Here is a 7,177-nt window from a genome sequence, read left to right as displayed (position 1 = left end):
TGGGGCCACGCCTGTCGTGGGCGGCCGCCAGCCGTGGGTTGATGTCTTCTTCCGGGCGCTCGGTCGACGTCGGGTTCTCGTCTCGGGTGTCAGCGGGCCGAGGTGGTGGCCCGTACCCAGGGCAGGGCCAGACGCTCGACCAGGCTCAGGGCGGCGTAGAGCGCGATGCTCATCAGCGCCACCAGCACGATCGCCGCCCACGCGGTAGCGGTGTCGCCGACGCCGTTGTACTGGAGGATCTGGTAACCCAGGCCCGGGCGGTCCGAGTAGAACTCCCCGATCACCGCGCCGATCGCGGCGAGCGGCATCGCCACCTTGAGACCGACGAAGATCTGCGGCAGCGCCGCCGGGAAGCGCACCTTGCGGAACGACTGCCACCACGAGGCGTTGAGCGACCGGCCCAGCTCCGCCAGGTCCGCCGGGGTGGTGGTCAGCCCGGTCGCGGTGGAGAGCACGATCGGGAAGAAGCAGAGCAGGAACACCATGGTCAGGATCGGCTTCTGCCCCCAGCCCACGGCCACCACGAGCAGCGGCCCGAACGCGATCTTCGGAACCGCGTTCACCGCCACCAGCAGCGGCGCGAACATCCGTTCCACCCGGCTGGAGGCGGCCAGTGCCATCCCGATCAGCACCCCGGCCACCGACGAGAGCACGAAGCCGAACACCGTCATCCAGGTGGTGATGCCCAGCGCGGGCAGCAGCACCTCGGTGGTGCCGGCGAGGGACTTCCCCACCGCCTGCGGCGGGGGCAGCGCGGCCGGGTGCACCAGGTTCAGGCCCGAGGTGACCAGCCACCAGGCCGCCACCGCGATCACCAGGCCGAGCGCCGGCAGCCCGACCGCCGCCGGGCGTACGGCGATCCCGCGCCGGACTCCCGGGCGCGGCGGCGCCTCCGGCCGGGCCTCGGTCGACTGTGTCAACGTGTCCTCCTCTCTGCGCCGGTCGGTGTGACCGGCACGCGAAGGGGGTGCGCCCCACCGGGGTGTCCGGCGGGTCGCACCCCCGTTGGCCCGAGCGGGCCGGTCAGGCCTTCGGCGCGAGGTTGAAGTCGATGATCTGGTCCGGGGTGAGGTTCTGCTTCAGCGCACCGGCGCCCTGGAGCAGCGCGATGCTCTTGGCCACCCGGCCACTGTCCAGCGTGCCGATCGCGGTGCCGGAGTTGCTCGACCGGACGTACGCGGCCATCAGCTGAAGCTCGGCGGACGCCGCGGCCGGCACGGCGGCCGGCACGTTCTTCTTCAGGATCTCGCCCGCCTCGTCCGGGTTGGCCAGCGAGTACTCCAGGCCCTTGAGCAGCGCGGCGGTGAACTTCTTCACCATGTCCGGCTTCTCCTTGGCGATCTTCGACGAGGTGATCAGCGCGTTGCCGTAGAGGTCCTGCATCACGTTGCTGTACGGCAGGACGACCGGCTTCTTCTTGGTCACCGTCTCCACCGTCGGCTGGCCGACGACGAACTGGCCGATGCCGTCCACCGAGCCCGAGCCGAGCATGCCGATCAGGCCCTGCGCCTCACCGTTGACCCAGGTCACCTTGCTGCCGTCGATGCCGGCGAGCCGCGCGTACGTCGGGAAGAGGTTGCGCACGACGGACGTCGGGGTGTCGGCGAGCTTCTTGCCCTCGAGGTCCTTCGGGGTGGCGATGTTCTTGCCCTCGACCGTGACGATCGCGGCCATGGTGCGCTGCTGGATCGCGGCCACCGCCACGAAGTCCTTCGCCTGGCCGTTGCCGAGCTGCAGGATGCCACCGGTCAGGTCGATCGGGCCGAAGTCGGCCTGACCGCCGGTGATGGTCTGGATCACGGAGCCGGTGCCCTGACCGGGCTTGATGTCGACGTCGAAACCGGCCTCCTTGAAGAAGCCCTTGTCCTTCGCCACCCAGGCGTAGGAGTCACGCCCGAAGTTGCCGAACGAGGTGAGGTACGTCACCTTCTCCAGCGCCGCGCCGTTGCCGCCGCCGCTCTCGGACTTGTCCGAGTCGCTGCTGCAGCCGCCCACCAGGGCGAGGGCGGTGGCCAGAGCCGCGGCGGCGACCGTACGGGTCAGCCTTCTCATCAGTGCACCATGTCCTTTCCGACCAGGACTTCTTCGCCGGTCGGGTCGTGGGTCCGACGGGGTCGGCACGTGGGTTCGGCCGACTGGACCGTCGTGAGGGGACTCTTCGCGCGCAACAGCGTACGAGAAGCCAGATGACCTGCCGTCGCCGTCCCGGTTGCGGAACGGAAACGAAGTTGCGTGACGGAAAGCGGACTGACGTCCACCCCGGACGGTGCTATAAGCACGGTCCGCTACGCTAGCCCGGCTCGCGTTCGGACGACGTGGAAGGGAGCCGGCGGAAGATGATCCGACTGTCCGGGGTGTCCCGCACCTTCGACGGCCGTTCGGGGCGGGTGGAGGCGTTGCGCGGCATCGACCTCGACGTCGCCGAAGGCGAGTTCGTCGCCGTCCTCGGCCGGTCCGGCTGCGGCAAGTCCACGCTGCTGCGCATGATCGCCGGCCTGCTCCCGGTCACCGGCGGCGAGATCACCGTGGGCGGTACGCCGATCACGAAACCCCGCCGCGACGTGGCGATGCTGTTCCAGCGGCCGGCGCTGCTGCCCTGGCGCTCGGTGCTGGACAACGTGCTGCTGCCGGTGGAGATCTTCGGCTGGCGCCGCGCCGAGCACCGCGACCGGGCCCGCCAGTTGCTGGAGATGGCCGGGCTGGGCGGCTTCGAGAAGCGCCTCCCGCACGAGCTGTCCGGCGGCATGCAGCAGCGCGTGTCGCTGTGCCGGTCGCTGATCGGCTCACCCCGGGTGATGCTCATGGACGAGCCGTTCTCCGCGCTCGACGCGCTCACCCGCGAGGAGCTCTCCGGCGAACTCCAGCGGGTGCACATGGAGACGAAGGCGACGATCGTCTTCGTCACCCACTCGATCGACGAGGCGGTGCTGCTCGCCGACCGGGTCGTCGTGCTCAGCCCGCGCCCCGGGCGCATCCGCGAGGTGGTCGAGGTGAACGTCCCCCGGCCACGCACGCTGGGCCGCCACGAACACCTGGAAGACGTCGCGCGCATCAGCGCCGAGCTGCACGAACTGCTGATGGAGCGGGACGCCCCCGGCGTACCCGTGGGAGGACGGTGACCATGCGGGTCTCGGTGTTCACCGAACCCCACCGCGGTGCGGACTACGACGACCAGCTCCGGTTCGCCCGGCTGGTCGAGGAGACCGGCTTCGAGGGCTTCTTCCGGGCCGACCACTACCGGGCCATGGGGGACGAGCCGGCGCTGCCCGGCCCCACCGACGCCTGGCTGACGCTCGCCGCGCTCGCCCGGGAGACCTCCCGGATCCGGCTCGGCACGCTCGTCACGTCCGCCACGTTCCGGCTTCCCGGGCCGCTGGCCGTCATGGTCGCCCAGGTCGATCGGATGAGCGGCGGCCGGGTCGAGCTGGGCATCGGCGCCGGATGGTACGAGCGCGAGCACACCGCGTACGGCATCCCGTTCCCGCCGGTGAGCGAGCGCTTCGACCGGCTCACCGAGCAGCTGGAGATCGTCACCGGGCTGTGGCGCACCCCGTCCGACGAGACGTACAGCTTCACCGGTGAGCACTACCGGCTGGTCGACGCGCCCGCGCTGCCCAAGCCGGTGCAGCAGCCCGGCCCGCCGGTGATCGTCGGCGGCCGGGGACCGAAGCGCACCCCCGAGCTGGCCGCCCGCTACGCCGACGAGTTCAACATGCCGTTCAAGAGCGTGGTCGAGACCGCCGCCGCGTACGAGCGGGTGCGCGAGGCGTGCGACCGCGCCGGGCGGGACGCCTCCGGCCGCGCGCCGCTGACGCTCTCCGCCGGCATCGTGGTGGCGATCGGGCGCACCGACGCCGAGGCGCAGCGCCGGGCCGCGCCGCTGCACGTCACGAGCGCGCTGCCGCCGGAGGACCCGGTGGTCGGCTCCCCCGCCCAGCTGGTCGACCGGATCGGCGAGTTCGCCGCGATCGGGGCCACCCGGGTGCACCTGCGCCTGATCGACTTCGACGACCTCGACCACGTGGAGCTCATCGCCGCCGAGGTGCTCCCCCGACTGGACGGACCGCGATGACCGAACTCTCCGCCGACCTCGAACTCGGCCCGGTTGGCCAGGAGATCGTGTACGAGAACGACCGCGTACGCGTCTGGCACATCCGGCTGAAGCCGGGTGAGCGCCAGCCGCTGCACCGCCACGACCACCCGTACCTGGTGGTGGCCATCCAGGGCGCCAAGAACGTGGTGCAGACGATCGACGGCACCACCATCGACGCCGACGAGCCGACCGGCGGCGTGGTCTACCGCGACCCGGGCGCGGTGCACATGCTCACCAACGTCGGCGACACCACCTACCTCGCGCGCCTGGTCGAGCTGAAGTAGCCACACCGGCAGGTTCGCCGCGCCGCGCGGCGGCAAGGTGGCGATCGGGGGCACCGGGCCGTAACGTGCCCGACATGGCCTTTCGGACGTGGGGCAGGCTGCTGCTCACGGCGCTCGGGGTGAGCGTACTGGCCGGGGCCGGCCAGTTGGGGATCGCGTACGGCTTCGGAGTCGTACGCCTCGACGGCGCGTTCGTGGACGTCTCGGTCAACCGGTGGCCCGCCCAGCTCGTCTGGGTGGGCTGGTTCGCCGCTGTCGCCACGGTCGCCGGAGCCGTCCTCACCGAGCGCTTCGCCCGCCGTGACGACAGTCCCGGCGGCACCACCGAACTGCTCTCCATCGCCGGCGTCAGCGCGCTGGGCGCGATGGTGGTCGCCCCGCTGTGCATGCAACCGGCCCGCGCAGCCGAGCTGGGCGGATCCGTCGACCCGGTCTGGGCCGCCGGCATCTGCGCCGCCCTCGGCGCGATGGTCGGGGCGGGCGCGGCGATCGCCGTCCTGCTCAAGCCGCCGTTCGGCTGGGGCGTGGCGGTCACCGCCGGCATCGTCTGGCTGCTGGCGCTGCTCTCCGTCGCTCCCACGATCGTCGCCAACCGTCCGCTGGCCACGGTACGGCTCGGCGTCCTCGAACCCTCCTGGCTCGATCCGGAGGCGGCCCAACGCCTGTCCATGCTGCTGCTGCCGGTGCTCGCCCTGCTGGCCGGCGGGGCCGTCGGCGTACTCGCGCGCCGGGCCGAATGGCCGCCGCTTGTCGGCGGCGCGGCCGGGGCTGCCGGTCCGGTGCTCGTCGCGTTCGCCTACCTGACCGCCGGCCCCGGCTCGGCGACCGACCGCTACCAGGTCGCGCCCTACTACGGCGCGCTGATCGCCGTGATCGCCGGGGCGCTCGGCTCGACCGCCACCACCGTGCTGCCCCGCCCGGTCACCGCCACCGGTGACCCCGACGCGGTCGAGGCCACCGACATCCTCGCGCCGCTGCCGCACTCGTCCACTCCGGGCGTCCCGGCCGCCCCGCCCGAGCCGCCGGTGACGAGCGGCGCCGCCGCGCCCGCGCACTGGAACTGGCCGGAGCCCGGCGGCGCGGCCACGGCGACGGTTCCGGCCGGTACCGATCTGCCCGCCGCCGGCCGGCCGGGTCTCACGGATCTGCCCGCCGTCGATCAGCCGGCCGTTGCGGACCGGCCGGTGGGTGAGCGCTCGGCCGTCGCCGACACGGGCCACGGCCAGCCCATGCCGGGTCTGCTGCCCCCGGGCCGCCGGACCTCGGCCATCGACGTCCTCGCCGCGGGCCGCCCCGACCCGGTCCCGGGTCCAGTCCCGGGCACGGGCACGGTCGGGGGTCCGGGCACGGGCACGGCCCACGCGAGCGACACCGGCGAGGCGGCCACCGCGGATCGTGCGACCACTCTCGACCCGGCCGTCGCCGGTTCCGGACCCGCCGATGCCACACCGGAGCCGGAAGCGGCGACGACCACACCACGGGTGACCCGGCCGCGCCGTACCCGTGCCGGCCGGTCCAGCGGGACGACCGACGGGCCGGTGTCACCCGCCGACGGCACAGCACCCCGCCCGGGGGACGACTCCTCCCCGAGCGCCGGCGCGGGCACGTCACAGGCCACCGGCGGCACCGCCGGCAGCCACGTTCCCGGCCCGCGTTCGGACAGCGGCGCCCTCGCCGGACCGGTCACGGCCGACGCGGACAGCGACACCCTCGCCGCGCCCCCGGCCGAAGCCGCTGGAGACACCGGCGCGACGGGCCGTACCACCCGCCCCCGGCGTACCCGCACGCCGAAGGCCCCGCGCGCCACCGGCCCGGCCGCCCCCGACTCCACCCCGGCCTCCCCCGGGTCCGGGCCGGCCGACACCGCGCCGACGACACCGAGCGGCCACACCGACGCCGCGCCGACGACGCCGAGCGGGCGAGCCGACGCCGAGCCGGCACGCACCGGCGCCGAGGCCGCGACGACGGCGACCGGCGGGCGGACCCGACCCGCCCCGGACGCCACGAACGCCGCCGCGATCCCCCAGGCCACGAACCCGCACCGGGACGGCACGGGCACCGACTCGAACGAGATCGCACCGGCCGGACGTACCGGACGCACCTTCTTCTTCGACGACCCGGCGCCGGCCCCGTCGCCCCGGCCCCGGTTCCCGATGTTCGAGGACGTGACCGGGGCGCCCGGCGAGGTGCGCCCGGCCTGGCCGATCACCCCGGCGGCCCGCCCGCACCGCACGACCACCGACCCTGACGCACCGGCCCGGGACGGCGCGGAGGCGACCGCCCCGGCCGAACCGGCGCCGCGTCCCCGGCACCGGGGTCTGCCCGAGCCGGGCGCGAGCACCGGATGGGACGCGCTCGCCACGAACGCCCGGCCGGCGGGGCCGCTCGCCCGGCCGGAGGCGGGGAAGCCGGTCGCCCGGCCCGAGGCGGCGACCGCCGCACCGGGCGCTGCCGCGCTGCCGGACACCACCGCCGCACTGCCGGACACCGCCGCGCTGCCGGAGGCCACCGCCGCGGAGACGGACTCCCGGCACGGGCGGCACGCCGGACCGGACGACGCCGACGCGTCCGGCGGGAAGCCGAAGCCCCGGCGCGGCCTGTTCCGGCGCAACCGGGCCAAGGACGAGCCGGAGCCGGCCGAGCGTACGGCCGAGCCGACCACCGCTGCCGACGACGAGTACGTCGACTGGGTCGCCGGTCTCGCCTCGGACGACAACGCCGACGGCGCCCGCTCGCTGCGGACCGGACGGCACCACCGCGACTGACCGACGGCCGGGGCGGACCGGATCGAAACGGCCCG

General features: G+C 74.1%; 6 protein-coding genes. 4 read left to right on the top strand and 2 right to left on the bottom strand.

Features of this window, described 5'->3' with window-relative positions; all coding sequences use genetic code 11:
- Positions 1–89 precede the first annotated feature (89 nt).
- Positions 90–920 (bottom strand): ABC transporter permease, encoded by an 831-nt coding sequence (locus ACPCK6_RS18155; RefSeq protein WP_396883380.1) that lies wholly within the window; start codon positions 918–920, stop codon positions 90–92.
- 103 nt (positions 921–1,023) lie between these two features.
- Positions 1,024–2,052, bottom strand: coding sequence for an ABC transporter substrate-binding protein (locus ACPCK6_RS18150; protein ID WP_396883381.1), 1,029 nt, complete (start codon positions 2,050–2,052; stop codon positions 1,024–1,026).
- A 284-nt stretch (positions 2,053–2,336) separates the two neighbouring features.
- Here ACPCK6_RS18150 and ACPCK6_RS18145 point away from each other — a divergent pair, with 284 nt between their 5' ends.
- The 4 genes from ACPCK6_RS18145 (at position 2,337) to ACPCK6_RS18130 (ending at position 7,142) form a co-directional block, all read left to right on the top strand.
- Entirely contained in the window at positions 2,337–3,119 is a 783-nt protein-coding gene (locus ACPCK6_RS18145) for an ABC transporter ATP-binding protein (protein ID WP_013288593.1), read from the top strand.
- Between the two features lie 2 nt (positions 3,120–3,121).
- The gene (locus ACPCK6_RS18140) at positions 3,122–4,072 is read left to right on the top strand and encodes an LLM class F420-dependent oxidoreductase (protein WP_423481682.1); all 951 of its coding nucleotides are present in this window, start codon (positions 3,122–3,124) and stop codon (positions 4,070–4,072) included.
- Positions 4,069–4,377: a cupin domain-containing protein gene (locus ACPCK6_RS18135; RefSeq protein WP_423481681.1), complete on the top strand. Its 309-nt coding sequence runs from the start codon at positions 4,069–4,071 to the stop codon at positions 4,375–4,377. The genes ACPCK6_RS18140 and ACPCK6_RS18135 overlap by 4 nt, the downstream gene beginning before the upstream one ends.
- 74 nt (positions 4,378–4,451) lie before the next feature.
- Positions 4,452–7,142 (top strand): hypothetical protein, encoded by a 2,691-nt coding sequence (locus tag ACPCK6_RS18130; protein ID WP_423481680.1) that lies wholly within the window; start codon positions 4,452–4,454, stop codon positions 7,140–7,142.
- Positions 7,143–7,177 lie beyond the last annotated feature (35 nt).

Source organism: Micromonospora sp. AB353 (assembly GCF_049538395.1).
Lineage (GTDB): Bacteria > Actinomycetota > Actinomycetes > Mycobacteriales > Micromonosporaceae > Micromonospora > Micromonospora aurantiaca.
The sequence above is the reverse complement of the archived record's forward strand: the minus strand, read 5'-3'. Positions and strand labels throughout refer to the sequence as shown.

Coding starts and splice junctions, on each gene's coding strand:
- ACPCK6_RS18150 (WP_396883381.1), bottom strand. CDS start 2,052: ATGAGAAGGCTGACCCGTACGGTCGCCGCCGCGGCTCTGGCCACCGCC.
- ACPCK6_RS18145 (WP_013288593.1), top strand. CDS start 2,337: ATGATCCGACTGTCCGGGGTGTCCCGCACCTTCGACGGCCGTTCGGGG.
- ACPCK6_RS18140 (WP_423481682.1), top strand. CDS start 3,122: ATGCGGGTCTCGGTGTTCACCGAACCCCACCGCGGTGCGGACTACGAC.
- ACPCK6_RS18135 (WP_423481681.1), top strand. CDS start 4,069: ATGACCGAACTCTCCGCCGACCTCGAACTCGGCCCGGTTGGCCAGGAG.
- ACPCK6_RS18130 (WP_423481680.1), top strand. CDS start 4,452: ATGGCCTTTCGGACGTGGGGCAGGCTGCTGCTCACGGCGCTCGGGGTG.